The sequence below is a fragment of the Dysgonomonas sp. HGC4 genome, assembly GCF_001261715.1.
In the GTDB taxonomy this organism is placed as follows: domain Bacteria; phylum Bacteroidota; class Bacteroidia; order Bacteroidales; family Dysgonomonadaceae; genus Dysgonomonas_A.
This window is the reverse complement of the sequence record NZ_CVRU01000058.1, coordinates 36,273-62,246: the sequence shown is the minus strand read 5'-3', so window position 1 is coordinate 62,246 and position 25,974 is coordinate 36,273. Positions and strand designations below refer to the sequence as shown.

General features: G+C 35.6%; 24 protein-coding genes. 5 read left to right on the top strand and 19 right to left on the bottom strand.

Annotation, left to right across the window (positions count from 1 at the left end; all coding sequences use genetic code 11):
* Window positions 1-85: 85 nt before the first annotated feature.
* From HGC4_RS05840 to HGC4_RS05830, 3 genes are all read right to left on the bottom strand, one after another.
* Window positions 86-1,540, bottom strand: coding sequence for an aminoacyl-histidine dipeptidase (locus tag HGC4_RS05840; protein WP_050709193.1), 1,455 nt, complete (start codon window positions 1,538-1,540; stop codon window positions 86-88).
* A gap of 12 nt (window positions 1,541-1,552) precedes the next feature.
* Window positions 1,553-2,089 carry a hypothetical protein gene (locus HGC4_RS05835; RefSeq protein WP_050709192.1) on the bottom strand — a complete coding sequence of 179 codons (537 nt, stop codon included), beginning with the start codon at window positions 2,087-2,089 and terminating at the stop codon, window positions 1,553-1,555.
* A gap of 91 nt (window positions 2,090-2,180) precedes the next feature.
* Window positions 2,181-3,194, bottom strand: a complete 1,014-nt coding sequence (locus HGC4_RS05830; protein WP_050709191.1) for a lysylphosphatidylglycerol synthase transmembrane domain-containing protein — start codon at window positions 3,192-3,194, stop codon at window positions 2,181-2,183.
* A gap of 200 nt (window positions 3,195-3,394) precedes the next feature.
* On the opposite strand from HGC4_RS05830, the gene rsmA reads away from it, so the two are divergent.
* Together rsmA and corA are read left to right on the top strand one after the other, a co-directional pair.
* Complete coding sequence (gene rsmA / locus HGC4_RS05825) at window positions 3,395-4,210, top strand: 16S rRNA (adenine(1518)-N(6)/adenine(1519)-N(6))-dimethyltransferase RsmA (protein ID WP_050709190.1); 816 nt, start codon at window positions 3,395-3,397, stop codon at window positions 4,208-4,210.
* A 48-nt stretch (window positions 4,211-4,258) separates the two neighbouring features.
* The gene (gene corA / locus HGC4_RS05820; protein ID WP_050709189.1) at window positions 4,259-5,203 is read left to right on the top strand and encodes a magnesium/cobalt transporter CorA; all 945 of its coding nucleotides are present in this window, start codon (window positions 4,259-4,261) and stop codon (window positions 5,201-5,203) included.
* A 122-nt stretch (window positions 5,204-5,325) separates the two neighbouring features.
* On the opposite strand, the gene HGC4_RS05815 is transcribed toward corA, so the two are convergent.
* The 10 genes from HGC4_RS05815 to ribD all read right to left on the bottom strand — a co-directional run bounded on the left by HGC4_RS05815 (window position 5,326) and on the right by ribD (window position 16,894).
* Entirely contained in the window at window positions 5,326-6,507 is a 1,182-nt protein-coding gene (locus HGC4_RS05815; RefSeq protein ID WP_050709188.1) for an FtsX-like permease family protein, read from the bottom strand.
* On the bottom strand, window positions 6,504-7,148 hold the full coding sequence (locus HGC4_RS05810) for an ATP-binding cassette domain-containing protein (RefSeq protein WP_050709187.1): 645 nt from the start codon (window positions 7,146-7,148) through the stop codon (window positions 6,504-6,506). The genes HGC4_RS05815 and HGC4_RS05810 overlap by 4 nt, the downstream gene beginning before the upstream one ends.
* Window position 7,149: 1 nt before the next feature.
* A complete protein-coding gene (locus HGC4_RS05805) occupies window positions 7,150-8,769 on the bottom strand; it encodes a DUF4836 family protein (protein WP_050709186.1) in 1,620 nt (539 codons plus the stop codon).
* A 105-nt stretch (window positions 8,770-8,874) separates the two neighbouring features.
* Entirely contained in the window at window positions 8,875-9,372 is a 498-nt protein-coding gene (locus tag HGC4_RS05800; RefSeq protein ID WP_050709185.1) for an OmpH/Skp family outer membrane protein, read from the bottom strand.
* Between the two features lie 61 nt (window positions 9,373-9,433).
* The gene (locus tag HGC4_RS05795; RefSeq protein WP_050709184.1) at window positions 9,434-9,949 is read right to left on the bottom strand and encodes an OmpH/Skp family outer membrane protein; all 516 of its coding nucleotides are present in this window, start codon (window positions 9,947-9,949) and stop codon (window positions 9,434-9,436) included.
* Between the two features lie 94 nt (window positions 9,950-10,043).
* Window positions 10,044-12,710 carry a BamA/OMP85 family outer membrane protein gene (locus HGC4_RS05790; protein ID WP_050709183.1) on the bottom strand — a complete coding sequence of 889 codons (2,667 nt, stop codon included), beginning with the start codon at window positions 12,708-12,710 and terminating at the stop codon, window positions 10,044-10,046.
* A 22-nt stretch (window positions 12,711-12,732) separates the two neighbouring features.
* On the bottom strand, window positions 12,733-13,470 hold the full coding sequence (locus tag HGC4_RS05785; RefSeq protein WP_050709182.1) for an isoprenyl transferase: 738 nt from the start codon (window positions 13,468-13,470) through the stop codon (window positions 12,733-12,735).
* A 102-nt stretch (window positions 13,471-13,572) separates the two neighbouring features.
* Window positions 13,573-14,295 carry a type IX secretion system protein PorG gene (locus HGC4_RS05780; protein WP_050709181.1) on the bottom strand — a complete coding sequence of 241 codons (723 nt, stop codon included), beginning with the start codon at window positions 14,293-14,295 and terminating at the stop codon, window positions 13,573-13,575.
* 61 nt (window positions 14,296-14,356) lie between these two features.
* The gene (locus HGC4_RS05775; protein WP_050709180.1) at window positions 14,357-15,754 is read right to left on the bottom strand and encodes a DUF6242 domain-containing protein; all 1,398 of its coding nucleotides are present in this window, start codon (window positions 15,752-15,754) and stop codon (window positions 14,357-14,359) included.
* A 78-nt stretch (window positions 15,755-15,832) separates the two neighbouring features.
* Entirely contained in the window at window positions 15,833-16,894 is a 1,062-nt protein-coding gene (ribD, locus tag HGC4_RS05770; RefSeq protein WP_050709179.1) for a bifunctional diaminohydroxyphosphoribosylaminopyrimidine deaminase/5-amino-6-(5-phosphoribosylamino)uracil reductase RibD, read from the bottom strand.
* Between the two features lie 183 nt (window positions 16,895-17,077).
* Here ribD and prmC point away from each other — a divergent pair, with 183 nt between their 5' ends.
* Genes prmC through HGC4_RS05755 form a run of 3 tightly spaced genes read left to right on the top strand, consistent with a single transcriptional unit; the run spans window position 17,078 to window position 19,078 of the window.
* A complete protein-coding gene (gene prmC, locus HGC4_RS05765; RefSeq protein WP_050709178.1) occupies window positions 17,078-17,926 on the top strand; it encodes a peptide chain release factor N(5)-glutamine methyltransferase in 849 nt (282 codons plus the stop codon).
* A complete protein-coding gene (locus tag HGC4_RS05760; RefSeq protein WP_050709177.1) occupies window positions 17,923-18,417 on the top strand; it encodes a regulatory protein RecX in 495 nt (164 codons plus the stop codon). The genes prmC and HGC4_RS05760 overlap by 4 nt, the downstream gene beginning before the upstream one ends.
* Entirely contained in the window at window positions 18,386-19,078 is a 693-nt protein-coding gene (locus HGC4_RS05755) for a ComF family protein (RefSeq protein WP_199327769.1), read from the top strand. The genes HGC4_RS05760 and HGC4_RS05755 overlap by 32 nt, the downstream gene beginning before the upstream one ends.
* Here HGC4_RS05755 and HGC4_RS05750 read toward each other — a convergent pair whose 3' ends face one another.
* The 6 genes from HGC4_RS05750 to pta form a co-directional block, all read right to left on the bottom strand.
* Complete coding sequence (locus HGC4_RS05750) at window positions 19,079-20,233, bottom strand: MraY family glycosyltransferase (protein ID WP_082204082.1); 1,155 nt, start codon at window positions 20,231-20,233, stop codon at window positions 19,079-19,081.
* A 67-nt stretch (window positions 20,234-20,300) separates the two neighbouring features.
* Window positions 20,301-21,176 carry a carbon-nitrogen hydrolase gene (locus HGC4_RS05745; protein WP_050709175.1) on the bottom strand — a complete coding sequence of 292 codons (876 nt, stop codon included), beginning with the start codon at window positions 21,174-21,176 and terminating at the stop codon, window positions 20,301-20,303.
* 18 nt (window positions 21,177-21,194) lie between these two features.
* On the bottom strand, window positions 21,195-22,241 hold the full coding sequence (locus HGC4_RS05740; RefSeq protein ID WP_050709174.1) for an agmatine deiminase family protein: 1,047 nt from the start codon (window positions 22,239-22,241) through the stop codon (window positions 21,195-21,197).
* 233 nt (window positions 22,242-22,474) lie between these two features.
* Complete coding sequence (locus tag HGC4_RS05735) at window positions 22,475-23,671, bottom strand: acetate kinase (RefSeq protein ID WP_050709173.1); 1,197 nt, start codon at window positions 23,669-23,671, stop codon at window positions 22,475-22,477.
* Between the two features lie 10 nt (window positions 23,672-23,681).
* Window positions 23,682-24,647, bottom strand: coding sequence for a 3-hydroxyacyl-CoA dehydrogenase family protein (locus HGC4_RS05730; RefSeq protein ID WP_050709172.1), 966 nt, complete (start codon window positions 24,645-24,647; stop codon window positions 23,682-23,684).
* A 43-nt stretch (window positions 24,648-24,690) separates the two neighbouring features.
* Entirely contained in the window at window positions 24,691-25,701 is a 1,011-nt protein-coding gene (gene pta / locus HGC4_RS05725) for a phosphate acetyltransferase (RefSeq protein ID WP_050709171.1), read from the bottom strand.
* Window positions 25,702-25,974 lie beyond the last annotated feature (273 nt).

Genomic DNA, 25,974 nt, shown 5'->3' with positions numbered 1-25,974 from the left:
AGTAAAGATCGAATTTGGACAAAAAAATATCCGTAAAAAAATATTTCTTCACGGATATTAAGCTTTCAGTTCTTTTAATGGAACTTTATTTCAATTCTTCAAGAATAGTTATCAGATAATCATAGAATCTTTCTACAGTATCTATTTCTACAAACTCATCTGGTGAATGGGGATTCATAATAGTTGGGCCAAAAGATACTATATCTAAGCCTGGAGTACTATCTAGAATGATACCACATTCCAAACCTGCGTGTACAACTTGTACAACAGGATCTTTACCAAATTTTCTGATATATATATCCTTCATTACCTCCAAAGCGGCAGAATTTGCATTTGGTTGCCAACCCGGATAAGCATTTACAGCCTCAACTTTGGCATCTGCCAAAGAGAATAAACTATTAATACTTGAATCAAGGGCATATTTTTTTGTTTCAGAAGAACTACGTGTAAGGAATTTTATCTCTACCAATCCTTCAGTCGATTTTACAGAAGCAATGTTTGTAGATGATTCTACAATACCCGGAAAATCCTGCAACATACTGATAACTCCATTAGGACATGCTTCAACAGCATTAATCAAATCATCTTGAATTTCTTCAGGAATCAACGATTTTGGCAAATCGGTTTTCTCAGCTTTAAGAGATAAGTTGTTCTCAATACTTCTATACTCTTCGCTGTAGATTTCTTGATATTCATCTACTAAGTCTAACAAATCATCTACATTTTCAGCAGGAACTGTTACTATTGCAAATGCTTCTCTAGGTATTGCATTGCGAAGCGAACCTCCATCAATGAACGATAAACGAGCTTCTACTTCAGCTACTGCTTGTTTAAGGAAACGGAACATCAACTTATTAGCATTACCACGACCTAGATGTATTTCTCCACCCGAGTGTCCACCTCTAAGTCCAGTAAGGTTTATTTTCAAAGCAACATCACCTGCAGGAACTTCTACTTCTTTAAATTGCCAAGATACGTTTTCGTCAATACCTCCTGCACAACCTACACAAAGCTCTCCTTCTTCTTCTGTATCCAGATTCAATAGAATACTACCTGTTAAGAATCCCGATTCAAGACCAAAAGCACCTACCATGCCTTCTTCTTCGTCAATCGTAAATAGTCCTTCTATCTTTCCATGCTTAAGGCTACTGTCCTCTAGGATGGCTAAAATAGCAGCAGCTCCTATACCATTGTCTGCACCTAAAGTGGTAGAACGGGCTTTCACCTTATCTCCTGCAATATATGCATCAATCGGATCTTTCAGAAAATCGTGTTTTACATCCGAATTCTTTTGAGGAACCATATCTAAGTGTGCTTGCAAAATTACAGTAGGAGCATTCTCCATACCTTTCGAAGCTGGTTTTGTAACAAGTACATTACCTACTTTATCTTGCTTAACATCTATATTGAGCGATTTTGCAAAATCAACTACATATTTCTCTACAGCCTTTGTATGTCCTGTTGGACGAGGTATCTGAGTCAACTCATAAAAATGTTTCCAAACACTTTCTGGTTTCAGGTTTAATATTTCTTTTGCCATAATAATTGTATTTTATTTTTCAATTTTTCCGTTGGATGTAATTTTAACTCTCTGTAGAGTTTTATCAGGATCTGCATAAGCATCATACTTGGTAAGTTCTAGCGAATGCTCCTTAAGATTAATGATAGAAGTAGTTGACCAAGCACCTTCTGCATTGTCATAGTACACTTCAACCGCATCAATAAGGGTATGATCTTTTGTATAATTAGCCAACCAGATAGCATTTTCCGATTCGTACTCTTCGTATATCAGATACGACTTGAATGAATCTCCCCAGCTTAGCTCTTTGAGAATATAATATGAGAATTGATCTTCTCCGCCTTTCAATCGGGTAAAAGCTTCGAGTTTATATAAATCTTTATCAGCAAACTGTTTATCGAGACTGCTCTGTTCCCAAGCCTGAATAAAATCATCATCTACCAATATTTGATTGTCGTTACCTTGCTCTTCTTTAGTTGTATTTGAACTGATACTTTTACCTTCAATAGGTTGTGTGTATGAAGATAAAACAAATCCTAAGCTTAGGATTATAAATAATACTCTTTTCATTATATGTCTATTTTTAAGAATTAAAGGTACTCATAAAATAGACATTACAAGGAATAATTAACGAGACTATTTACAAAGATATTTCAGCAGATTATTTATTTCTATTTTTAATGGTCAATGCTCCCATGCTGAATAATCCACACAACACAATCCACAACGATTGTATAGCAAATACGGCAAATGCAAATGCTTCTCCCGAATCTTTAGTTACACCATACAAGCCCAACGATAGTACTACTGCAGCATGCCAAACACCCATTCCTCCATTGGTTGGGATAGCCATACTTAAGCTGCTCAAAGCAAAAGCTATCAGACCAGCAGTAAGCCCTAAATCTTTAGTGAAGTCAAAAGCATAGAATGTTATATAAAAATATAAAAAATAGGAGAACCAGATACCAATTGTATATAGCAAAAAGCGTCCCTTTCTCTTCATTTTGAATACGGTCTGCATATCGCGACCCAGTCCTTTAAAAAGATTGGTAAGCTTTATTATAGGAGTTGTATTTTTAAATAACTTATAAATTACAACAACCAAAACAATTGCAGCAATTACTCCACCGATCATCCAGCCTGATGAAAAAATATTAGTAAGAGAATTAGATAAAGCAGCATTCTCTTTTATATAAGAAAGAAAGAACTCAACATTAAAGCAGCAAGCCAATAAAATAATGCAGGCTACGGTAACCGTATCGCTAACCCTATCAAGAATCATAGTACCAAAAAGTTTAGCAAAAGGAATCTTCTCATCCTTAGCAACTACGGCACATCTCCACACTTCTCCTCCACGAGGGATTGCAATATTTACAGCATAACTACCCAATACGGCATATATTAAACTCGACGCAGGAGGATTGTATCCAAGTGGCTCTATCAAAAGCTTCCATCTGAGACCACGGATAACATTACCCAGTGCTCCAAAAATCAGAGAGAACAGCAGTATAGCAAAGTTGGCATCTTTGATTGTGATCCACATTTTACCAAAATCGGTATCACGGTACAAAAGCCATAACACAACTACCCCCAAGGCTAACGGGATAAGTACTTTCAGAAATTTACTTATTACTGACCCTTCTTTCTGAGGTTCTTCGGTTTGATTAATATCCATTATGTTTACTTATTCGGTGGAAATGAATGGCATTGATGAGTATTCCAATGATAAATTCATTAACTTTGTTCGTTGCAAATATAAGGATATATTAATAATATGTAAAGTAAAATATTTGTTGCTGTATTTTTTAATATTAACATGCTCTGGTTGCTACAACAACTAAAGCAATAAATAGGTCGGAAACTTTAAGGATATAGATGGGAGATGTAAGAGCAAAAAAATTTCTAGGACAACACTTTTTGAAGGATTTGCAAATAGCAAAGCAAATAGCCGATACGTTAGATAATTTTCCGGATACTCCCATTATAGAAGTTGGTCCGGGGATGGGTGTTCTCACCCAATACTTACTCGAAAAAAACCGAGATCTTACAGTTATTGAGATCGACAGAGAGTCGGTTCCTTATCTAAACGAACATTTTCCTACACTTAAAGATCATATTATTGAAGGAGATTTTCTTCAATTGAATCCTACTGATATTTATCCCGATCAATTTTGTATTATAGGTAACTACCCTTATAATATTTCGTCTCAGATATTCTTCAAGGTACTCGATTATAAAGAACACATCCCCTGCTGTTCGGGTATGCTTCAAAAAGAAGTTGCCGAACGTATTGCATCTAAACCTGGAAAAAAGGCATATGGAATACTAAGTGTACTTCTTCAAGCATGGTATGATATTGAATACCTATTCACGGTGAGTGAAGTCGTATTCGATCCGCCTCCCCGTGTCAAATCCGCCGTAATACGACTGGTGCGTAATAACCGCGAAAGTTTAGGCTGTGATGAAAAATTATTCAAAACCGTTATTAAAACATCTTTCAACCAACGTCGCAAAACATTGCGTAATTCGATGAAACCGCTGTTGGGTAAAGATAACAATATATATGCTGATCCTATTTTTGATAAACGTCCCGAACAATTGTCAGTAGAGGAGTTTGTATATTTGACGAATCTCACACGAGAACACATGCCACAAGGTGCAGAAGACGCAGGCATCCAGCGAAAAGAATAAGGTCTGTGACCTTACTTGTAACCAGTAACTCATAACTAAATACTTATTATGTCTGAAGTAAGATTGTTCTATCACAAAGACAACGTAATTCGTATAAGTCGCAGCATCGAGTTTTTAAAGACTAATCCTATAAAGAATTTTTTATGGATAGACTTAAACAATGTTGATGAAGAAATAGAAAACGAATTAGAAGACTATCTGAAAATATATATTCAGGAAGAAGAAGAGATGATCGAGATCGAGATGTCATCCCGATACATCGAAACGTACGATTCGCTGGTAGTCAATTTCAACTTCTTACGCCCCAATTTTGACAAAGAACTGGTTTCATTTATTCTTAAGAATAATATTCTTATTACTGTACGTGACGAGGATCTAACTTCATTTCAGGAGACTGTAAAAAAAATATCAGCCAATCCGCGCAATTATCCTACAGGCTACCATGTATTTGTTGCCCTGTTGGAAACACGTGTTGAAGTAGATGCTGACATGATTGAGGAAATGACTCAAAAGATTACCACCTTAAGTAATACCCTTACCATGGAGGAAGCCGATGAAGAGCTTTTGATGGAAATCAAAGACCTTCAGGAAAAGACGATGATGCTTCGTGAAAATATTATTGAAAAGCAACGAGCCGTATCAAGTATGTTGAAAAGCGAATTAATCAACAGAGAGCTACATGGCAAACTTACCATCATTGTAAAAGATATAAATTCGCTACTCGAACACATCAAATTTAGTTTCGACAGACTTGACTATTTACAAGATACATTCCTCGGGTTTGTTAATATCGAACAGAATAAGATCATTAAGATATTTACCATTATATCGGTCATCTTTATGCCCCCTACCCTTATTGCAAGCATCTATGGGATGAACTTTGCTATCATGCCCGAATTGCAATGGGAATATGGCTATATTGTAGCTATTGTATTCATGTTAGCCTCTTCGGGAGGTATACTTGTATACTTCAAGAGAAAAAGGTGGCTATAACGCTCTATAATTAAATTGCGTGAAAAAGCGTCTACCCATATACGCTAATATATACAGAAAAAGGGCTTTGGTTGAAATTTAACCAAAGCCCTTTTTTATTTTCGAAGCAATACATACAATTGCTACTTTACTTTCTTTCTTATAATGGCAATATTTAATACCGATAGGAACAGAAATATGCCTACTCCTATTAGAATTGTATATATAGAAAAAGTAGCCTCGTTTATAGGAAACATTTTACCTATAAACTCCTGATATTTTGTTCTTGCGACAAAAGTTATCAATAAAGATATAAGCAGAATAATCAGATTGAGACTAACAATGAGCCATTCATAAGGCTTTACCACTGCAGATTTTGGATAACCAATCAACCGCAGAGTACGCAATTTGTTCATGTTCTTCTCTAACAGCAAATAGATACTCAATATCAAGATAAAGAAAGACAAGATACAGATTACAACCCCAACAGAAATAACTATCCCTATTATAATCTTTAGAAAAAAAGAAATCCTGCTGGCAGTAGTATTATCTCCACTAATCTCGAACCCTCGGTCTTTAAAGTATCCTGAAAGATTAGGATCGGCTATATTAGACACCTCAACAATCAACCGTGAAGGTTGCGTTGATCCTCCTCCAAATTGCTGATTTGCCCATTCCATAAAAGGCTCAGGCACAAGTATCGAATTTAGTCGGTTAGAAAAGCCTACAATACGGCCTTTCATTTGCTGACGTTCGCCATTCTTTGCAGTTATAGTTATATCCAGATTAATCAACCCAATCAATTGTTCCGAAATCTGCGGCATTGAGCTAGCTCCTGCAAAACCAAAGTTATACAAATCCAGATAATTTTTAGGAAGAATGATAGGTACAGTATTATCCACTGGAGAGAATCTCCAACTATTAGATACTACATCTATAAACTCATCGGGTACCGACTCAAAAAACATCTCTGTATTAAATGCAATACCCAGCTTTTGACTATTGAAGCCTCCAAACACATTAAATTGAGAAGGAGTAAAAGCTCCTACATGTTTTATAAAAGGCTGACTCTTCAACTCATCTATTTCGCTTTGGCTAAAGCCATTCGATTTAGATGAAAGCCCACTTAATAGCCCGACCTTTTTAGTTATGGTTAAATAATCTTCCTTTAACAGTTTGTCCTTACCTGAGAAAATCGGATTAATATCGAAGTAAAACTGGAATGCCAGTAAAACAATACTCATCCCGATCAAACTCGTAATAGAAAAACCAATCAGTTGTGATTTACTTATATTTTCACGCAATAATTTCCAGATCAGTTTCATAGAGCAAATGTTTTTGTGTACTCCAATGGCAGTTCTTTTCCAATAGATGTGGCAATAATACCTGCACCTTGCTGAGAAGCCTCTCTCTGAAGCAATACAGCGGCAATAGAAGCATTTTCATCATCAAGGTGGCTAATGGGCTCATCAAGCACTAAAAAGTCAAATGGCTGACACAAACAACGAATAAGAGCTACACGCTGTTGCTGCCCCCACGACATTTTTTCGACTAAAGAATCTTTTTTATTACCAATTCCCAATAAATCGAACATCTCATGAATTTGTCTGTTCTCTTTGTAGCGAGTCAGATTATTTTTCAATAACACATTTTCAAAAGCTGTTAATTCGGGAAAGAGGCAAAGCTCCTGAAATAAGAGACTTATTTCGGTATTCCTCACTTTATCCCAATGCCTTGCTTTAAATCTGCGGATATTTACATTGTTGAATATAATATCTCCCGAATAATCGTCTCTGTAGCCATAGATATAACTACAGAGCGAGCTTTTTCCTGTACCCGAATTGGCTTCTATCAAATAATTGTTGCCTTTTTCCAAACTAAAATCCTGCAACCAGATATCCGATTGTAAGTCTCTTTCGCCAGCAAAAATAAGGGGAAGTGTATTCCGGAAAGTTATTTTATTCATCTCATCTAACAAATAGTCCTCCAAAGCTGGAGATTAACTGATCTAGTTGTTTGCAAATAACAGCCAAACTATTTTGGTCTTTTGTAGCCAACTCTAGTTTACCAACTCCAGTTAGATCACTTGCACTTGCAAATTCATATTTACCAAACTCACTTAAGAATGGTCCAAAAGATTGGAACGCAATGTTATTTGCCGTGTAAGATTGCAGAACCTGCAAATCGCCAAACATCACGATAGATTTATCTTTGATGATCTCCGAATAGTTATTAGCAAGATTCGAAGCCTTCATGTTATTATACACAACCTCATTATTGGTGAAGAAGAATGTATTACCATTTGCACCCCAATAAACATCTACATTATTACTACTTATCTTAAAGTTTGATGGAGATAGTTCAGTATACTTAAGTTCACCACCAGCCAATTGCAGCTTAATAAAATCGATCACCTCCGTAGGATTAGAAATATCTGCAAAGAAAACAAACTCAGGAGTTGGAGCTCCCATATCGCTAAAAATATCGTCTTGCTTTTTAGTTGCAGTTTTAGATGTGATAGCAAGAGTTATATCACCATTCAAATCTTTTAATATCTTTTGGATTTCGTCAGGCTCTACACTCTCAGGAAGTTCTTTCGTTAACAGTTCGATAAACCCTAATTTCTCCAAGTACGAATAAGCACCTTCTCCTTTTACATTTGCCGATGCTAAGAATAATGGGTCGCTAGAAATGTATTTTAATTGATCTCCTTTTATATTACCACTCAACTGAGACAGTAGGTCTTTAAACTTCTTTTCAGCCTCAGCATTATCATAGAAATACTTATTCTCAAATTTCACTTCTCCCTTTTCGAAAGAAGTATATATGCCTGTAGACACACCATCTATATCAGCCAAAAATTTCTTAAATGGAATAGTCACTTCTGTTGCTTTAGCTAAACCTGCTAAATCAGGTAGAGATTTATCAAGACCTTTCATTGAAAAGAAAGTAGAAATATCTTTTTTGCTTTTCAAAAACTCAGTAAAAGCTGCATTCGAATTAATACTCTTATCAGCTCCTTGCTTCAATTGCTCTTTAGCTAGTTCAGCTAAATTAAGAGGTTCCCCAGCTTCATTACCATTACCGTATGCCGAAGCAATGTCAACTAACAACAATAGCTTATTACCGTTCCAAGCCAAGCAGGTTTGAGATTCAGGGGCAACAGTATATACGCCTCCATCTTTCTTAATATCCTCTTCTTGCACCAAAGAAAATTTCACCAGTGCTTCTTTTACTTTTTCAGCATTGTTCACACCTACTACAACTCCATAAACTTTATAGTCTGTATAGAAATACAAATCGTTCTTAAGGTTTATTCCTAAAGAATTGGCATCGCTCAGAAAGCTATCCAATAATTTTACAGCAGATTCATCTTTCAATGTAACCTTATACATTCCAATAACCTGTTGAACCATTGGGTTGGCAAAAATATCGTATTCCGATTTTGTTACCAATGCTTTAGCATCTACACAAACCACATAATTTGCACCAGCCGGAATAGCATCTATCGGATCTTTAGAATCGCTACATGAGGTGAAGATGAACAAAGTCATTAAAACAGCAAAAAATACATTCTTACTAGTCATTGTATATTTATAATTTATAAAAAATAATCTCTTAAATTAAAGACACGAAAGGATGGCATAATTGATAAGCCATCCTTCCTATATTTTGAGACAATCAGTATCTAATTATTTGATACCTAATTCTGCTTTTACTAATTTACCTGCATCTACTGCACTAGTAGAAACGTAAGGAACTGCTCCTACTTCGATAATATATGTAAATCCGTTTTTGTCTCCTACAGATTTGATTGCTTGTTGCAACTTTTGTTGAACAGGAGCCAATTGTTGTTGACGTAGATCTTGAAACTCTTTTTCACTGTTTTCGTGATAAGTTTCATATCTTTCTTGGATTTGTTGAATTTGTTTTTGACGATCTGTAAGAACTGCTTCTGTTACTTCTGCAGTAGAAGCTTTAAATTCTTCCAGTTTTTTATCATACTCAGCTTGTATAGCAGCCAAATTCTTTTGAATTTCTTCTTGTTTAGCAGACAATTTTGTCTCTACATCTTTAATCTCAGGCATTTGAGTAAATACTTCCTGAGTATTAATATAGGCTAGTTTATCTTGTGCGTACACTCCTACTGGAGCAACAATAAGAAAAAGGATTACTAATTTTTTAAACATAATGCTTCGGTTTCTTTGTTTTTATTGTTTTTTTAATTCTTTGATCGCAAATGTATATAATTTATTTTGAATATCCGAGTTTAGATAAAACTTCATTACTGATATCTATACGTGGAGAGGCAAAAATAATACTAGTGGCTGATGCTCTGTCCAATACCAATTGATATCCCTTAGTATCTGAGATTTCTTTTACTGCATTATAAATATCATCCTGTATAGGTTTAATCAGAGCCTCACGTCTTTTGAAAACTTCGCCCTCGGGACCAAAGTATTTTCGTTTAAGTTCTTGTACGGCTTTCTCTTTTTCAACAATTTCGTTCTCTCTCTTCGTTTTTTGATCTGCTGATAAGAATACTATTTCTGACTGATAAGTCTTATACATATTCTGTACTTCTTGCTGAGAGGTCTCCACTTCTGTTTGCCATTTTTTTGATATAGCTTCCAATTGTTGATTGGCCGTTTCGTAGCTACTTATATTTTTCAATATATACTCCATATCAATAAGTGCAAACTTTTGCGAATAGCCACTTGCTGCAAACGCAATAAATAATCCGAATAATAAAATAAATTTCTTCATAATGTCTCAAAATTTATTTCATACATATATAAGACAACTATTTCTCTAATTAGTTTACTGCACAACACGTAAATAGTGTTAAAATCAACATTTATTAAAACTCTTGACCGATAATAAAGTGGAATTGGCTTCCTCCATACTGACGGCTATTGTTGACTTTATCAAATCCATAAGCCCAATCGATACCGATAAGTCCGATCATAGGTAACATGATACGTGCTCCAAATCCTGCTGAACGTTTAAGATCAAATGGATTGAAATCTTTAATATCACTCCAAGCATTACCTGCTTCCACAAATGACAAGATATAGATTGTTGATGATGGCTCAAGAATCAATGGGTAACGAAGCTCTAGAGCTAAACGAGTATATGCACTTGCATAATATCCGATAGATCCATTTTCGTATCCACGAAGTCCAACGATTTCAGTCGCATATCCTGAAGAAGCTCCAGACATACCATCACCCCCCATATAGAATGTTTCGAAAGGAGATTTCTTGTGTTTGTTATAATATCCAACCAAACCATATTCAGCACGAGTCATCAATACTGGAGTCTTTTGTATAGAAGGCATCAAAGATGTAAATGTCTTAGATTTAAATTTCCATTTATGATACTCTACCCATCTGTATTTCTCTCCTGCATCAACCCCTTCAACATCATTACCCATGGCAGCATAATCTACTCCATTCCATGCAGAATAAGGAGGAGTTGCTTGTACACTTAACGAAAACTGAGTACCTCTACGAGTATATATAGGGTTATCGATAGAGTTACGAGACAGTGTTACAGATGCACTAATATTGTGACTTTGTCCATTACGAACCAAGAAATAATCCCAGTTTTTCATACTGTATAATTGGTATGATAAACCTCCTTCTAATTGGAAGTAGTCATCCGGCCAATTTAAACGTTTTCCGTAACCAACAGATATACCAAAGGTTTTAATAGACTTATCAGGGTCAAGAGAGTTATTCAGATACGACTCCGAAAATCCTGAGTTATATTGGTTATTATAATAATTATTCAAATAACTATTGTTGAAGAAACTACTGTTTACACCTGTTTGGATAGAATAGTATGCTCCAACTGAAAGGAAGTTAGGACGCTTACCTCCAAACCAAGGGTCGGTAAATGATACCGAATAAGATTGGTAGTACTTACCATTCGTTTGTCCACTCAATTGTAAGGTTTGTCCCTCTCCTTGAGGTATAATACCTTTATACGATCCTGGATTTAATAAATTCTTCAAAGAGAAGTTTGTAAACTTCAAGCTCAGACGACCTAATATACCTGTTTGTCCCCATCCTGCTGAAAACTCAACTTGGTCATTGGCTTTAGAAACCAACGGATAAGCTATATCCACAGTTCCCGACTCTCTATCTGGCTGAACATCCGGTTGTATCTTTTCAGGGTCAAAGTGTCCCATTTGGGCAACCTCACGTAACGAACGCATCAAGTCTTCACGGCTAAATAATGCTCCCGGTTTAGTTCTAAGCTCACGTCTAACAATATCTTCATATAGACGATCATTGCCTGAAATCATTACTTTTCGTATTGTAGCCTTAGGTCCTTCAAAAATACGTATTTCAAGGTCAACCGAGTCTTTATCAATATTTATCTCTACTGGATCTGCCTGATAGAATATATAACCATTGTTGTAATAGTAATAATTACCCACAGCATCATCATCTCCTGTTAAACGAGCCGATAATTTCTTTTGATTATACGTGTCTCCGGGTTTCATATTCAATACCGCATTCAATTGATCTGTTGAGAATTCTGTATTACCAACCCAATTTATATTACGTAAGAAATATTGTTGCCCTTCGTCAAGCTTAATATCTATTTGGACTTTTTTATCGTTATACTTATATACTGTATCCCATAGAATACGAGCATCACGATATCCTAATTCGTTATATTTAGCAATCAGATTTTGTTTATCTGCTTCATAATTTTCGGGTACATAATTTGTTGAACGAAGGAAGTTTCGAACCTTAGCAGACATAGTATGTTTATGTCTCGTTTTCTTCATCGCCTTTTCGAGCGTTTCATCAGAAACCTCAGTATTACCATCTATGGTAACATCATATACTTTAATTTTCTCTTTCTTATCTACCGTAATTTTCAGAATAATCTGATTCTCTTTCGATAAATCTTCAACTTGTGTTATAGTAATAACAGCATTATTAAATCCTTTATCATCAAAGTATCTTTTGATTATCTTCTTGGCGCCGTCTACCATATTAGGAGTAATCTGATTACCCTTCACCATGCCCAGCTTGCTTTCAATATCTTCTCTTTCGCCTTTCTTTATTCCTTCATAAGAGATATCAGAAATACGAGGACGATCTTTTAATTCAAGATTTAACCATATTTTATCACCAACTATTTTAGTGGCAGTAATTTTAATTTCCGAAAAAAGTCCTTGTTTCCAAAAACGTCTTACAGCATTTGTTATTTCAGAACCGGGTATCTCAATGTTATCACCAACTGATAATCCGGAAAACCCTATAAGTACAAAATCTTCATACATCGAATTCTTAACACCCGACACTGTTATATCTGCTATCTGATACTTTTTGGGAGTAAGACTATAAGTTATTACAGGAAGTGGACCATTATCAACAGAACTAGTTGAATTCGCTATTGCTTCATTCACAGCTTTTATTGCCACACTATCCGTTTGTTGGACTTGTGCGTCAATTTTAAAAATAAAAGATGATAATAATAAAGCAAATAAACCTCTTTTGAGCATATTCTTTTTTTGTTTAATTCTATTAACTGTTGATTTGTTCACTTGTTTTACCAAAACGTCTTTCACGGCATTGATAATCTACTACTGCCTCATATAATGCCTCTTCGCGGAAGTCGGGCCATAGAGTCTCTGTAAAATGGAATTCAGAATAAGCCGCCTGCCATAGTAGGAAGTTGCTTATTCGGAGTTCTCCTCCCGTACGAATCAACAAATCGGGATCGGGAATACCTTTTGTTGTCAAAAAATCACTAATTGTAGATTCATCAACATCAGTTAATTCCCCTGAATTTATAGCCGCAGCTATCTTTTTTGTAGCTTCTGTTATTTCCCATCGCGCAGAATAGCTCAAAGCTAATACTAGCGTAAGACCAGTACTTACAGATGTTTCTTTAATACTGCCATCGAGAGCTGCACGAGTTTGAGCCGGTAATCGATCTAAATCTCCGATAGCTTGTAGTCTTATATTATTTTTAAGAAGATCAGGTGTTTCTCTTGATACCGATTCAATCAAAAGAGACATAAGAGCTTCCACCTCTTCGGCAGGTCTATTCCAGTTCTCGGTCGAAAATGTATATAATGTAATATATGAGATACCTAGTTTTGCTGCTGTTTCTATCACTTTTCGAACTGATACAGCTCCTTCTTTGTGCCCAAATGTTCTATCAAGGTTGCGTTGCTTCGCCCAACGTCCGTTACCATCCATAATGATGGCTACGTGTTGTGGTAATCGATCTTTATTTATTTTCTCTAAAAGCGACATCTATTTTTCTCTTTATATATGAATTAAGGTCTTAAACCTTTTTAATGCTTTTATTAGTAATTCGCCCCCTTAGCTGTATTAAGTAATAGTACCGTTAAATACTTAATATAAACTATCTACGCACGATTTGCTACGTACACCAAAATCCCAAGTGACTGAGAACATAGTCAAAATATACCAGTCTTTATTCTTGAAAAAGCTACTCTTTATATTATACGGATCATCTAAAGATAAACCTCCATCTTTAGAAGTTACATCAAACGAGTCACCAAATAGTTTTCGGAACGAAAATTCAAATCCTAGATTTAAGCGATCTTTCCATTTATATTTAAGGCCCATGCCCAATGGCAAATTCATCCCCAAAAAAGTTTCGTCTCCCGAACCAACCGTAAGTCCCAATCCTGTAAAAATATAAGGAGAAAACCGCCTCGTTCCAAGATACTGATATTTATCACTATAATGGAAGAAGTTGTATTCGATCTGCCCTCCTACTTCATAAAACGTTCTTTTAAACGAAGTATTTTGCTGATTCGGAAAAACATTGCCCGATTTACGGGTATCACCAGAAACGCCGCCAATCAGAATATTCCCCTTGTAAGCCCATCTGAAGTTTTTATTATATCTCAATACTGCTCCAAGTGCAAAATTAGGATTCTGAAATGGGTTAGTCTTATTTGCATCTCCCATATACGAAGATATTCCGGTCATACCTCCTATTTCGTATTGATACTCTTGAGAAAAGCTATTCGCAGAAGAAATCAGTCCCATGAAAACTAACAGGAGAATATATATCTTGCTTCTATCTTCATGCTTACGTCTTCTCATCAAATAATCTTGTTCTACATAAATATGTGAATAACTCTATTTTCTTTAAGGCAGCTTACATTTAACGTATAAGGCTATTTAGACGTCCTCTCCAGACATCTGATACTCCTTTGTTCGCTGATACTCCTCCGAATACCCAGATAAAGTTATTGCTATCAACAATAGCCGTTTGTCCTGTTCGTGCTGTAATAGCCGAATCAAATTTCTGTTTATTGGGAGCTATCACCCACGATTCGCCCCATAAAGCAGATATATAAAACTGGTTATTGCTCAATGCGTATAAATTATCTCCATAAACAAAATTAGAAAGACCCGCTCCTTTAAAAAGAGTATTCTTTATAAATGGAGACATCTCCAATCCATCATTCGAGTCTTTAATAAGCCAAGTATAAGCCAACTCTGTACCAGTAATGCTTGCACCACCGGTTAAGATTAGCATTCTCTTATTCTTATTGGTTGTAAAACTGGTATAAGAAGCGGCTTTTTGTAAAGGAAAATTAGATGGAACTTTATTATCATAAGGAGATACACTAATATTTGCCACCTCTGATATAGTGATTAAATCCTTAGTCTTTCCAAAATAATACCCATCCCCTCTATAATAGGTAACCAATAATTGGTCATTCGCTCTGTCATCTGCCGGTAAAACTCCCAAAATTGAAGTTAACACTTTTCCGCTCGTTAGCTTTGTCCAATCTTTACCATTAGCCGACTTATAAGAATTTCCTGTTTGATCTAAAGCATAAAAAACTCCATTCAACAGAAAAATACTTTCAGGTTTCACATTAGCTGGAAATCCTGATAAAGTTTGTTTTGCCCAACTTAAAGTCGAAGATTTATCACTCGAATACAATAGAGTCGAATTGCCGCTGATTGCATAGGTGTAAAAACTATTATCTTTTAATAAAGTTTTTGATTCTCCAAAAACACTTGGGTATGAGGTCATTTTCTGCCACAACATAGTATCAGGATCGATCTTATGAGTGCGAATATCAATATCATAAGTTTTTAGATTTCCACTTGGCGATGTAACAGTAAATGTAACAGGCAGTTTAGCAAAACTTATAGAGTCTGTCAAGTTCCAAACATAACCATTGATTGAGTCGGGAGTAGTCACTAAGACCTTACTTGGCTGATAACTTGGGTTAAATGTTATAGCAACTTTTACCGAATCGAGTACTGTACCATAAAGCAATGAATCCGGATTATAAATAACTCCAGCTACTTGGTCAATAGCAAATTTAGTTTTCCCAACTCGTATAAAACGAATAGAATCTTGTGCTCTTTGAACAGAATCTTTACTTATAGGAGCAATTGCTGTTATCGAAAAAGAATAAATTTGAGCGTCTTTCGATCCAGAAGAAGTATAGTCTGTGGTGGTGTCGTTATCACTACAAGAGGGAAATAATAAAAAAAGGAGTAAACCCGAAAATAGATAAGTTATATACTTTATATTCATTTTGTTTATACGGTTTTATACAGTATCAGTGTGCAAAAATAGAAAGATTTTCCACTAAAACTCGAAGAAACATAATATTTATAATATTTTATAATTCTGAGTGTTCATCAAATGTATAGCATGGGAGTCTATGATTTTTCGATCATCAACTATTTCACCTTGTATATTGGGAGCTTTTGTTCCCTCCACAAAGCGTTTGTCAGCAACTTCTACATAGGCTTCGTCCCAAGCTCCGCTATCAATAAAGCTTTGTAATAGAGAGGCTCCCCCTTCAACAAGTAGAGAGTCTATTTTTCTTTTATTTAACTCTTTCAAGACGGATGGGATGAGATCTCGATCGAACAAAACATGTACAAAGTTTGTTTTATCATGCACAATTTCTGATCCTTCCGTAAAAACGATTGTATTTACTTTGTTATCAAAAAGATGATAATTTCGAGGAATTCGTCCGGTTCTGTCCAGAACTATTCTTTCAGGATTTTTACCAAACCACAAACGTGTTGTAAGCGAAGGGTTGTCGTTTACCGCTGTATTTGTTGCAATCATAATAGCCGAAACCTCCGATCGCAATTTATGCACAAGAGTCTTTGTTAAGTTATTAGAAATTGGGGTTGGCTCTGCCACTACTCCATCTTCTCTCTTTTTATCAATAAAACCATCCTTAGTCTGTGCCCATTTTAAGTATATATATGGTCTGTTTTGAGTTTGCGAAACAAAAAATGCCCTGTTTAAATATTGAGCCTCTTTTTCTAACACTCCTATTACAACTTCAATGCCTGCTTCTTCCAGCATCTTCACTCCTCTACCCGATACCTTGTGATATGGATCGAGAGTTGCTATTACAACACGTGGAATACCCGAGTCTATAATCAACTGTGAGCATGGAGGAGTTTTACCATAATGCGAACAAGGCTCTAAAGACACATAAATGGTCGATTCTTTTAATAAGCTTTTGTCTTCGACTGCATTAATAGCATTGACCTCAGCATGCGCCTTTCCATATTGACGATGATAGCCTTCTCCTATTATTTTGTTATTATGTACAACCACAGCGCCAACCATCGGATTAGGAGCAACATACCCTTTTCCGCAGGAAGCCAACTGCAAGCATCGTTTCATATATTTGTCGTCTGTAAACATCTCTTTATTATTTCTAGAAATCCAATACTATTTAGAACTGCAAGCCTATATAATACATTAGCAAGTAAACCATTATATCCTCCTCCAACTTTAAATGACTCTCTTTATATTTTTTATTTCCTTAATATAAGAAAGCCATCAAGTAAACTTGCCTTTTACTCTAAATTATATAATTTTGCCGTTATGCAAGATATAATCCTAAATATCCGAAAATCACTATCCGATTTTTATCCTGATACTGAAATTTCAGGACTTATCCGACTATTGATCGAAAATGTAACTAAATCATCAATTCCAGCTCTTTTATCAGACAAAAGTAAGAAAATAACAGAAGAGGAGCTTCTAAAAATAGACAAGATTGTAGAACGTCTACAAAATTTTGAACCGATACAGTACATATTGGGAGAAACTGAATTCTACGGATTACCTTTTGTCGTAAATGAAAATGTACTTATTCCCCGTCCCGAAACGGAAGAACTTGTTGAACTTATTCTGAAAGAAAATAAAACAGATCAACCCCGAATTCTGGATATAGGAACAGGAAGTGGCTGTATTGCAATATCTCTAAAGAAATATCTCCTTAAGAGTATTATCGAAGGATGGGACATTTCAAAAGGAGCGCTAGAAGTCGCTAATTTAAATAGCAAAAACAATTCTGCTAACGTCCTATTTACTCAAGTTGATATACTTGGCGAATATCCCAATCAACGAACTTTTGATATAATTGTAAGTAATCCTCCCTATGTATTGGATTCAGAAAAATCTGAAATGCATACTAATGTATTGAAATACGAGCCTCATACAGCTCTTTTTGTAGCAGACAACAACCCCTTGGTATTTTATAATCGGATAGCTGATGTGGCTACACAACTACTAACAAATGGCGGTAAACTCTATTTTGAAATAAATAGAATGAAAGGACAAGAAACAGTAAAAATGCTTGAAGACAGGGGCTTCTCTAATACCCAACTGATTAAGGATATTTCAGGTAACAACCGCATTGTAAAAGCGGAATATCATAAAGTAGAATGAGATACTCCGAAACCCAAGCTTTACCCAAGATTGCTGCTTACTGCTCGAAAGCTGAAAGAGCAGAATCTGATGTCCGTAAAAAACTTCAAGGATGGGAATTAGAAGAAGAGAGTTGTGAAAGAATTGTAGCTCGATTAAAAAAAGAAAACTTTCTGAACGAAGAACGTTATTGCAGAAGTTTCATAAAAGATAAGATACAATTTAATAAATGGGGCAAGGTGAAAATTGTATTTGAGTTGAAGAAAAAACGTATTTCAGAATCTACAATCAATACCTGCTTCGAAGAGATAGAAGGTTCAGATTTTGAGACTCCTCTTATGAAAATACTCATCACCAAAACCAAAAGTGTAAAGGCTTCTAACGATTATGAAAAATGGACTAAACTAGTCCGTTTCGCAATGGGCAGAGGCTATTCTTTCGATCAAATAAAGAAATGTTTATCAAAAATATTGGATACCGATGGTGAAGACTATTTTGAATCATTTCTTTGAACTCTTTTCTCCTCGTCTATGCGTTTGTTGTGAAGAAAGGCTTGTTAGTAGTGAAAAATTTATATGTTTGAATTGTCTACACAAACTACCCAAGACAAACCATCTTACAAGTGCCGATAACAAATTAGAAGTATTTTTTGCCGGACGTTTCCCTTTTGTCCGTATAGTTTCATTCGCTTATTTTGTAAAAGGAGGAGATATCCAAAAAATTATTCACGAAATCAAATACAAAAACAATCCTCACTTAGCTGTGTATGTAGGTGAAATATGTGGGAGAGAGATTCTAAAAAGTAGTTATTTTGAAGATGTAGACTTTATAGTTCCTATACCTTTACACAAAAACAGATTAAAAACCAGAGGGTATAATCAGGCTCTAATGCTTGCAAATGGAATATCAAAACAAACAAATATTCCCGTAAACACAGATAATTTGATTCGTATTATAGACAATCCGTCTCAGACTAAGAATTCAAAATTCGAAAGATGGAAAAATACAGAAGGTATATTTGGAATAAAAGACGAAGATCAATTTAAGGATAAACACATCCTACTCATTGATGATGTCATCACAACTGGATCAACATTAGAGGTGTGTGCAAAACTAATCACATCATGTCCAGAGGCTAAAATAAGTATATTTACTGTCGGGTTTGCTGTATAATTACTCTTTTTCAAGCACTTGTTCTGCTTCAATCTCAACCACGTCTCCCTTTACTTGCTGCATCTGTCTGGTACGTCTATAAATAAACATATTTATCAATAGACCTAAGCCCAAATCGAGTACAAGAACAATATTACAGTTCAGATAACTGAGTAAAACCCAATTACTCACTATAAGAAAGGTACTAGTTAAAACAATCACAAATACAGTTCTCTTTTTAGAAATCCCCAGATCAATCAATTTATGATGTATATGATTCCTATCAGGAGAAAAAGGAGCTCTACCCATAGATATACGAACAAACATCACCTTTAAAGCATCGAACAATGGAATAAACAAAGCAACCAAAACCAACAACAATAAACCGGATGGCACAACATCTACACTTGGAGGATACTTAACCAATCTCAATATCATAAAAGCAAGCATATAGCCCAATGTTAGCGAGCCAGTATCTCCCATAAATATTTTACGAGTGGGATGGAAAAAATTATAATAAAAGAAAGGCATCAATAGTCCTATCATTATAAAGGCTATGCCTGCATATGTCCACATACCATAGAGACCAAACAATATGCCATACATAACTAAAGCAACAAGGCTCACTCCTGAAGCTAAACCATCGGCTCCATCAATTAAATTTATAGCATTCGTGGTGAACATGATTAGCCCGATACTTAATAAAACTCCTATAATATCTGGAATTTCATATATACCTAACAAGCCATATAGATTATCAATATAGACACCGCTACCAACTATACAAAGGGAAGCTACAAACTGTATTGCAAATTTCTTCTTAAAGCCAACACCCACTAAATCGTCTTTAGCACCTAATAAGTATATGACTAGCAAACCACAGACAAGAAGTAATATTTCGGGTATTCTATAAAAGAACAGCTCTTCGTCCCAAATTTGAAATCTAAATCGTAAGAAAAGAGAAAATAAAGCCACTAAAAGAATTACGGGAGTAAATGTAATTCCTCCTAAACGAGGTATTGGACAACTATGTTTTTTCCTCTTATCAGGTAAATCGAATAAACGTTTCTTCTTAGCAATATAAATTACTCTGGGTAATAACATCATTTCGATGATAATCGCAATTACACACGCAATTACTATGATTACGATATTATATAGTTTTATTTCTTCCATGACATGATATTAAGCTCTGCAAAAGAAAAACGCGCAGATCTTGCAAATATTGTAATCTGGTGTTGATTTAGTCAATAAATCTTTTTGTGATCTCTGAAAACGCATCTATACGACGGTCTCTAAAAAAAGGCCAAATGCGTCGTACATCTTCCGATTTTTTTATATCTATCTCTATAAGCTGATTCTCTTCTTTATCATCTGATCCTCTCCAAAGTATCTCACCTTGAGGACCTGCAACAAAACTGCTTCCCCAAAATTGAATGCCATTTGTTTGATTTGACGGATCGGGTTCGTGTCCTACCCTGTTCACAGAAACCACGTGCAAACCGTTTGCAACAGCATGTCCGCGTTGAGAGATAGCCCATGCATCTCTTTGTCTGTTTTTTTCGTCGTCTGAATCTGTTGACTCCCAACCAATAGCTGTCGGATAAATAAGGAGATCTGCCCCTGCTAATGCCATTAAACGTGCAGCTTCAGGATACCATTGATCCCAACAAACAAGAACACCCAATTTACCTAAAGACGTTTCAATAGGTTGAAACCCTAAATCTCCAGGAGTAAAATAAAATTTCTCATAATATGCAGGATCGTCCGGTATATGCATCTTACGATATTTACCTGCAATCGAACCATCTTTTTCTATAACTACCGCTGTATTGTGATATAACCCGGGAGCTCTTTTCTCGAATAAAGAAAGAACTAATACAACACCTAATTCTTTAGCCAACAATCCAAACTGATCAGTCGATGCACCTGGTATAGTTTCTGCCAGATCAAAAACATCTGTATTCTCTGTTTGACAAAAATAAAGTGAGTTATGTAATTCTTGCAATACTATCAGTTCAGCACCTTTTACAGCAAGATCTCTAATATTATTTTTTAGTTTATCTATATTAACTTCTATATCCGAAGTATTCGATTGTTGTATTATTCCTATTTTCATTTTTCGTATTATTTAAGATTACACAAAACCTTCAGGATACTGCATAGTAATGCAATGCAATGACCCATGCTGTTTGATGATAGCAGAGCAATCTACCCCTATTACTTTTCGATTTGGGAAAGCCTTTTGCAATTGCTCTAGAGCCACTACATCTTTGTCTGTATTGTAGAATGGAAGAAGTACAATCTCATTCATTATTAAGAAATTGGCATATGTTGCAGGGAGACGTTGTCCATCTACAATAACTTTATTAGCCATAGGTAATGTAATTAACTTGTAAGGATTCCCTTCAAGATCACGAAACTTCTTAATCTGCTTCTCCATTTTTAAAAGAGCATCATAATGTTCATCAGCCTGATCCTCACATTTTACATAAGCAATGGTATGCTCATCGCACAAACGGGCTAATGTATCGATATGGCTATCTGTATCATCTCCTGCTAAATATCCATGATCCAGCCACAACACTCTCTCTAGACCAAAAATATCAATCAAATAATTTTCGATTTCAGCTTTGGTGAAGGCTGAGTTTCTATTGGGAGATAATAAACATTCGGAAGTTGTCAACAATGTGCCTTTTCCATCCGATTCCAAAGCTCCTCCCTCTAGTACAAAGTCTTTTTTATTGACGTATTTTACATCAGATTGAAAAGTTTTAGTAACAAACAAACCTCTGTTTATCTGATTATCATAATTAGATGGAAACTTAAGTCCCCAACCATTAAATGTAAAATCTAATACGTATTTTTTATTGTTTTCGTCAAAAACCGAAATCCCTGCATGATCGCGCGCCCAAGTATCATTTGTTGGTAGTTCTACCAAAATAAGATTTTGAAGAAGACTTTCGTCAACATTCAATCTCAATTTTACAGCCGCATCATCACGACAAACAATAATTAGTTTTTCGTATTGAAGAATTATCCGTGCTAAGTTTATATAGCATGTAGTTATTTCTTCGAGCATATAATCCCAATCTGTTCCATAGTGAGGCCATGTTAACTGAATTGCACTTTGGGGATGCCACTCTGCGGGCAAAGTGTATGATTTTTCTTTCTCTTTTTTCATTATCCTAAGGTCTCAGACCTATTTAAAATTTTGACAAGCATAACAATGATAAACTGTTATGTATTTAAACATCTCAGTAATTACCTTTGTTTACTTAGATTTGAGATGCAAAATTACATATTTTGCAGCATCTTATGCAAACAAGCCACAATTAAATATTTAATTGTGGCTTGTTTTAAGTTTTACTTAACTTATTCAGTTCATAGCATCTCTATATATAAGAAAGTATCATATTAAGCACTTACGATTTCCATTGTATCGGAAGCAATCATAAATTCCTCATCTGTAGGAATTACTACAATCTTAACTTTCGAATCAGGAGCGCTAATAACAGCTTCATCCCCATGAATCTCGTTGTTTTTATCAAAATCTAATTTAACTCCCATAAATTCGAGATCTTTACATACTATCTCTCTTGTTATAGAGTGGTTTTCGCCAATACCTCCAGTGAATATAAGTATATCCATACCACCTAAAGCGGCAGCATAAGCTCCTACATACTTCTTTATACGATAAGTGAACATATCGAATGCAAGCTCGGCTCTCTTATCGCCTTTATCTACCCCGGCACGTATATCTCTCATATCAGATGACAATCCTGAAATACCCAACAAACCGCTAAATTTATTAACGATAGTAGACATGGTTTGAGGTCCTACATTTTCCTTTTCCATGATGAAAGACAAAACGCCTGCATCAACATCACCCGAACGAGTTCCCATCAATAGACCTTCAACGGGAGTCATTCCCATACTTGTGTCAACAGATTTTCCTTCTGTAACAGCAGCCAAAGAACCTCCGTTACCAATGTGTGCCGATACTATTTTTTGGCTTTCGTAGGGAACTCCTAAAAATTCGCATGCTCGACGGGTTACATATCTATGGCTTGTACCATGGAAACCATAGCGACGAATTGCATATTTTTCGTACAACGAATAAGGTAAACCATACATATATGCTTTTGAAGGCATTGTTTGATGGAATGCTGTATCGAATACCGCTACTTGAGGGATATCACCCATCAAGTCTTTAACAGCATTAATACCAGCTAAATTTGGTGGATTATGAAGAGGTGCAATATCTATACACTCTACCACTTTCGCCATTACATCATCAGTGATAAGCACACTTTTGTTGAACTTTTCACCACCATGTACTACACGATGACCTACTGCCTCAATCTCACTTAAAGATTTAATACAGCCATATTTTTCACTGGTCAATACTCCTAATATATATTCTATACCCGATTTGTGTTCCAAAATCTCACCTTCGAGTATAACTTTGTCATTTTTGAAAGGAAACTTCAAGAAAGAACCTTTTAATCCTATTTTCTCAATAGCTCCCTGAGCAACTACTTCTTTGCTTTCCATATCGAAAAGCTTGTATTTTATGGACGAACTTCCACAGTTCAGTACTAATATTTTCATGATCTTTTGCTTAAATTAAATTGTTAGGTGACACTCGTTTATCGGCTTCATCATAAATATAGAAACCTCTTCCTGTTTGCACACCATATTGTTTAGAATGATACAATCTCCACAAAATTGGCGATGCTTTGTACTTACGATCTCCATATTCATTGAACATGTCTTCCATCAACATAACAATTTTTTCAATACCCAAAAGATCTGCTAATTCGAATATACCGTAACGTTGTCCATAAATAACAGTGAATTCTTTGTCGATATCTTCCATCGAAGTCAAATTCTCCATTAATATATGACACGCCTCATTCAACATAACCGTCATCAAACGCATACTAACCAAGCCGCTACTCTCGCGAACTTCTATTGGCAGGTGTTTGATTAGGTTTGAGAAACGAATTACTTTTTCTACTACTTCCGGAGAAGTAAACGTTCCTTTTACAATTTCGAGCAATCTTGCATCGCTGTGAGGAATAGGAAAATGCAAACTCACGCAACGCTCTTTATATTTCAAGTCAGCCGAAAGCTCACTGATAATAACTGTGGTTGCATTGGTTGCAATAATAGCATCGGGCGAAAGAACTTCTTCCAGTTTCTTGAATACTTCTTTACGCAGTGTTGTACTACGTTCGCCATTTGCTTCGTAACGAATACACTCTATTACAAAATCGCAATCTCTAAGGTCTGAATAATCCAAAGAACCAGTGATACGTCCCATTGTACCACGTTTCTCGGTTTGAGTCAGTCCCCAGTTTTCTATTTTTGTATCTAAACTATGCTCTATTTCTCTTAAAGCATCTTGTATTTTGTCTTCTGATATTTCGATAAATACTACCTCCATACCCGATTGCGCCGTCAGATTAACGATACTGCGTCCATCACGACCGCAACCGACAACACCTATCTTCGAGAATAATGCTCTCTCCTGATCCTTTTTACTTAATCCGTAACCTTCTATCGGTTCTACTATTTCAGCCATATTTAGTGTTATTTAAACTTCAATAATTAAGGGTATGTACTTTTTATTTCTTTTTCGCAGCTATTGCCTGATTAGCAGTTACAGCTACCATTTTATAAATATCGTCTACCGAGCATCCTCTTGATAAATCGTTAACAGGAGCAGCCATACCTTGTAAAACAGGACCTACAGCTTCGGCTCCAGCCAATCGCTGTACCAACTTATAACTGATATTACCTACCTCCAATGTAGGGAATACAAGCACATTCGCTTTACCTGCAACCAAGCTTCCGGGAGCTTTACTGTTTCCTACCGATGGAACTAATGCCGCATCAGCTTGTAACTCTCCGTCAATTTCTACAGTTGGGTCTATTTTTTTCGCCAAAGCCGTAGCTTCAACTACTTTGTCTACCATAGGATCTTTTGCACTTCCTTTTGTTGAGAAACTCAACATAGCTACTCGTGGCTCTTCACCAACAAGAGCTCTTGCTGTATGTGCTGATGCTATTGCAATTTCTGCTAATTGAGGTGCTGTTGGGTTTGGTGTTACAGCGCAGTCTGCAAATACCAATACTCCACTAGGTACATATTCGTTGTCTTTTACAAACATCATAAATGCTCCCGAAACAACACTTATTCCTGGTGCAGTTTTTATAATTTGTAATGCCGGACGTAATACATTTCCGGTTGTATTTTGAGCTCCTGCAATTTCGCCATCAGCATCGCCATTCTTAATCATCAAACAAGCCAAATACAATGGATCTTCTGCCAATGTCACTGCTTGCTCTGGAGTCATACCTTTAGCCTTACGTAATTCGAAAAGTAAATCGGCATACTCTTGCTTCTTTGCATTATCTTTAGGATCAACTATCTGAGCCTTATCAATATGAGTTAAATTAAATTTTACAGCCAGATTTTTTATTTCGGTAGGATTTCCTATCAGAATAATTTCGGCAACACCATCAGCAAGCAATTGATCTGCTGCTTTTATTGTTCTTTCTTCTGTTCCTTCGGGCAAAACAATGCGTTGTTTGTTTGCTTTTGCTCTGGCAATGATTTCATTAATAAGATCCATAGTCTACTATATATTAGTCTTTAAAAGATTGAATACAACTTAATTTTGAATGTTATAACATCAATCTTTTTATTTAGTTTTTTTGTTAACACAAATATAGTGAATTGTAACATGGACTTTACAATTTTAAACAACAAAATTATTCTCTATTTAATAAACATTAAATGTTTTGCTTTGAAAGTTGAGTAAACTGATGAATATATCTCATTCCCACAGCCCAACTAAATATAAAAACTCTCTTCTAAACAGTCTTTATTGGGGCAAAAAATATCA

Excerpts from the sequence above, each read along its gene's own strand:
- HGC4_RS05840 (WP_050709193.1), bottom strand. The coding sequence starts at position 1,540 with ATGGCAAAAGAAATATTAAACCTGAAACCAGAAAGTGTTTGGAAACAT.
- HGC4_RS05785 (WP_050709182.1), bottom strand. The coding sequence starts at position 13,470 with ATGTCGCTTTTAGAGAAAATAAATAAAGATCGATTACCACAACACGTA.
- HGC4_RS05775 (WP_050709180.1), bottom strand. The coding sequence starts at position 15,754 with ATGAATATAAAGTATATAACTTATCTATTTTCGGGTTTACTCCTTTTT.
- HGC4_RS05780 (WP_050709181.1), bottom strand. The coding sequence starts at position 14,295 with ATGAGAAGACGTAAGCATGAAGATAGAAGCAAGATATATATTCTCCTG.
- HGC4_RS05835 (WP_050709192.1), bottom strand. The coding sequence starts at position 2,089 with ATGAAAAGAGTATTATTTATAATCCTAAGCTTAGGATTTGTTTTATCT.
- pta (WP_050709171.1), bottom strand. The coding sequence starts at position 25,701 with ATGGATCTTATTAATGAAATCATTGCCAGAGCAAAAGCAAACAAACAA.
- ribD (WP_050709179.1), bottom strand. The coding sequence starts at position 16,894 with ATGTTTACAGACGACAAATATATGAAACGATGCTTGCAGTTGGCTTCC.
- HGC4_RS05740 (WP_050709174.1), bottom strand. The coding sequence starts at position 22,241 with ATGAAAAAAGAGAAAGAAAAATCATACACTTTGCCCGCAGAGTGGCAT.
- HGC4_RS05755 (WP_199327769.1), top strand. The coding sequence starts at position 18,386 with ATGGTGAAGACTATTTTGAATCATTTCTTTGAACTCTTTTCTCCTCGT.
- HGC4_RS05815 (WP_050709188.1), bottom strand. The coding sequence starts at position 6,507 with ATGAAACTGATCTGGAAATTATTGCGTGAAAATATAAGTAAATCACAA.
- rsmA (WP_050709190.1), top strand. The coding sequence starts at position 3,395 with ATGGGAGATGTAAGAGCAAAAAAATTTCTAGGACAACACTTTTTGAAG.
- HGC4_RS05810 (WP_050709187.1), bottom strand. The coding sequence starts at position 7,148 with ATGAATAAAATAACTTTCCGGAATACACTTCCCCTTATTTTTGCTGGC.
- HGC4_RS05805 (WP_050709186.1), bottom strand. The coding sequence starts at position 8,769 with ATGACTAGTAAGAATGTATTTTTTGCTGTTTTAATGACTTTGTTCATC.
- corA (WP_050709189.1), top strand. The coding sequence starts at position 4,259 with ATGTCTGAAGTAAGATTGTTCTATCACAAAGACAACGTAATTCGTATA.
- HGC4_RS05800 (WP_050709185.1), bottom strand. The coding sequence starts at position 9,372 with ATGTTTAAAAAATTAGTAATCCTTTTTCTTATTGTTGCTCCAGTAGGA.
- HGC4_RS05830 (WP_050709191.1), bottom strand. The coding sequence starts at position 3,194 with ATGGATATTAATCAAACCGAAGAACCTCAGAAAGAAGGGTCAGTAATA.
- HGC4_RS05760 (WP_050709177.1), top strand. The coding sequence starts at position 17,923 with ATGAGATACTCCGAAACCCAAGCTTTACCCAAGATTGCTGCTTACTGC.
- HGC4_RS05795 (WP_050709184.1), bottom strand. The coding sequence starts at position 9,949 with ATGAAGAAATTTATTTTATTATTCGGATTATTTATTGCGTTTGCAGCA.
- HGC4_RS05730 (WP_050709172.1), bottom strand. The coding sequence starts at position 24,647 with ATGGCTGAAATAGTAGAACCGATAGAAGGTTACGGATTAAGTAAAAAG.
- HGC4_RS05790 (WP_050709183.1), bottom strand. The coding sequence starts at position 12,710 with ATGCTCAAAAGAGGTTTATTTGCTTTATTATTATCATCTTTTATTTTT.
- HGC4_RS05745 (WP_050709175.1), bottom strand. The coding sequence starts at position 21,176 with ATGAAAATAGGAATAATACAACAATCGAATACTTCGGATATAGAAGTT.
- HGC4_RS05735 (WP_050709173.1), bottom strand. The coding sequence starts at position 23,671 with ATGAAAATATTAGTACTGAACTGTGGAAGTTCGTCCATAAAATACAAG.
- prmC (WP_050709178.1), top strand. The coding sequence starts at position 17,078 with ATGCAAGATATAATCCTAAATATCCGAAAATCACTATCCGATTTTTAT.
- HGC4_RS05750 (WP_082204082.1), bottom strand. The coding sequence starts at position 20,233 with ATGGAAGAAATAAAACTATATAATATCGTAATCATAGTAATTGCGTGT.